This is a genomic window from Meridianimaribacter sp. CL38 (assembly GCF_004328055.1).
GTDB lineage: Bacteria > Bacteroidota > Bacteroidia > Flavobacteriales > Flavobacteriaceae > Gaetbulibacter_B > Gaetbulibacter_B jejuensis.
On sequence record NZ_QKWS01000011.1, the window covers coordinates 1 to 2,500 of the forward strand.

At 45.4% G+C, this 2,500-nt stretch carries 2 tRNA genes and 2 rRNA genes (1 of these 4 cut by a window edge); all 4 read left to right on the forward strand.

Annotation, left to right across the window (positions count from 1 at the left end):
- Positions 1 to 220: 220 nt before the first annotated feature.
- A 16S ribosomal RNA gene (locus tag DMZ43_RS14790) occupies positions 221 to 1,746 on the forward strand.
- Between the two features lie 83 nt (positions 1,747 to 1,829).
- A tRNA-Ile gene (locus tag DMZ43_RS14795) sits at positions 1,830 to 1,903 on the forward strand.
- 80 nt (positions 1,904 to 1,983) lie between these two features.
- Positions 1,984 to 2,057: transfer RNA gene (locus DMZ43_RS14800), tRNA-Ala, on the forward strand.
- Between the two features lie 127 nt (positions 2,058 to 2,184).
- Positions 2,185 to 2,500, forward strand: a 23S ribosomal RNA gene (locus DMZ43_RS14805); it runs 2,500 nt beyond the window's last position.
- Together the 16S and 23S rRNA genes with 2 tRNA genes alongside form the textbook arrangement of a ribosomal RNA operon.

Here is a 2,500-nt window from a genome sequence, read left to right on the forward strand (position 1 = left end):
AAAAAAAAATCAAAAAAGATTGTGGGATAAAAAAAAGGGTTTTATATTTGCACCCGCTTAACCGATAAGACGGTTTAGAAGAGAAGATAAAAGTTCATTAACATATTGAATTGACAGCGTAAAATTAGCATTGGAAACGATGTTAATTAAACAAAAGAATAGACCATTTTGAGTACTGAATAAAATTCCATATTAGTTGTTAAATAATATTTAAGATTTAACGATGAAGAGTTTGATCCTGGCTCAGGATGAACGCTAGCGGCAGGCCTAACACATGCAAGTCGAACGGTAACATGGAAAAGCTTGCTTTTCTGATGACGAGTGGCGCACGGGTGCGTAACGCGTATGCAATCTACCTTTTACAGGGGGATAGCCCAGAGAAATTTGGATTAATATCCCATAGTATCAAGAGTCGGCATCGGCATTTGATTAAAGATTTATCGGTAAAAGATGAGCATGCGTCCTATTAGCTAGATGGTGTGGTAACGGCACACCATGGCAACGATAGGTAGGGGCCCTGAGAGGGGGATCCCCCACACTGGTACTGAGACACGGACCAGACTCCTACGGGAGGCAGCAGTGAGGAATATTGGACAATGGGCGCAAGCCTGATCCAGCCATGCCGCGTGCAGGAAGACTGCCCTATGGGTTGTAAACTGCTTTTATACGGGAAGAAACACTCCCTCGTGAGGGAGCTTGACGGTACCGTAAGAATAAGGATCGGCTAACTCCGTGCCAGCAGCCGCGGTAATACGGAGGATCCAAGCGTTATCCGGAATCATTGGGTTTAAAGGGTCCGTAGGTGGATAATTAAGTCAGAGGTGAAATCCTGCAGCTCAACTGTAGAATTGCCTTTGATACTGGTTATCTTGAGTCATTATGAAGTGGTTAGAATATGTAGTGTAGCGGTGAAATGCATAGATATTACATAGAATACCAATTGCGAAGGCAGATCACTAATAATGTACTGACACTGATGGACGAAAGCGTGGGGAGCGAACAGGATTAGATACCCTGGTAGTCCACGCCGTAAACGATGGTCACTAGCTGTTCGGATTTCGGTCTGAGTGGCTAAGCGAAAGTGATAAGTGACCCACCTGGGGAGTACGTTCGCAAGAATGAAACTCAAAGGAATTGACGGGGGCCCGCACAAGCGGTGGAGCATGTGGTTTAATTCGATGATACGCGAGGAACCTTACCAGGGCTTAAATGTAAGTTGCATGATTTAGAGATAGATCTTTCTTCGGACTACTTACAAGGTGCTGCATGGTTGTCGTCAGCTCGTGCCGTGAGGTGTCAGGTTAAGTCCTATAACGAGCGCAACCCCTGTTGTTAGTTGCCAGCGAGTAATGTCGGGAACTCTAGCAAGACTGCCGGTGCAAACCGTGAGGAAGGTGGGGATGACGTCAAATCATCACGGCCCTTACGTCCTGGGCTACACACGTGCTACAATGGTAGGTACAGAGGGCAGCCACTGCGTGAGCAGGAGCGAATCCTAAAAACCTATCACAGTTCGGATCGGAGTCTGCAACTCGACTCCGTGAAGCTGGAATCGCTAGTAATCGGATATCAGCCATGATCCGGTGAATACGTTCCCGGGCCTTGTACACACCGCCCGTCAAGCCATGGAAGCTGGGAGTGCCTGAAGTCCGTCACCGCAAGGAGCGGCCTAGGGTAAAATTAGTAACTAGGGCTAAGTCGTAACAAGGTAGCCGTACCGGAAGGTGCGGCTGGAACACCTCCTTTCTAGAGAAAGACGACTAATAAGGAAGTTCAAAAAAGGAATAGTCTGTTCTTTTGCTGTTAATTTAAATGATCTATTATAGTAGAGTCTCATAGCTCAGCTGGTTAGAGCGCTACACTGATAATGTAGAGGTCGGCAGTTCGAGTCTGCCTGAGACTACTAAATTAATAGGAAATTCTGGAAGTTGAGTAGTGGTTATAGTCTAACTACTAACTACTATGTACTAACGACTAGTATATGGGGGATTAGCTCAGCTGGCTAGAGCGCCTGCCTTGCACGCAGGAGGTCATCGGTTCGACTCCGATATTCTCCACAATAGCGAAAGCTAAAAAGTTCATTGACATATTGAAAAAGATACATGAAAATTAGATAGAAATATTTAATAAAATTAAATTATTGTAACGAGCAATAATTGTAACTCATTAAAAAGACAAAAAGTACAATAAGCTAAATAAGAGCGTATGGGGAATGCCTAGGCTCTCAGAGGCGATGAAGGACGTGATAAGCTGCGAAAAGCTGCGGGGATTGGCACATACAAATTGATCCGCAGATATCCGAATGGGGCAACCCAGCATGTTGAAGACATGTTATCCGTAAGGAGGCGAACCCGGAGAACTGAAACATCTAAGTACCCGGAGGAGAAGAAAACAAAAGTGATTCCGTTAGTAGTGGCGAGCGAACGCGGAACAGCCCAAACCAGTATTGTTACGGCAATGCTGGGGTTGTAGGACCACGATATTTAATGCGTAATGAACT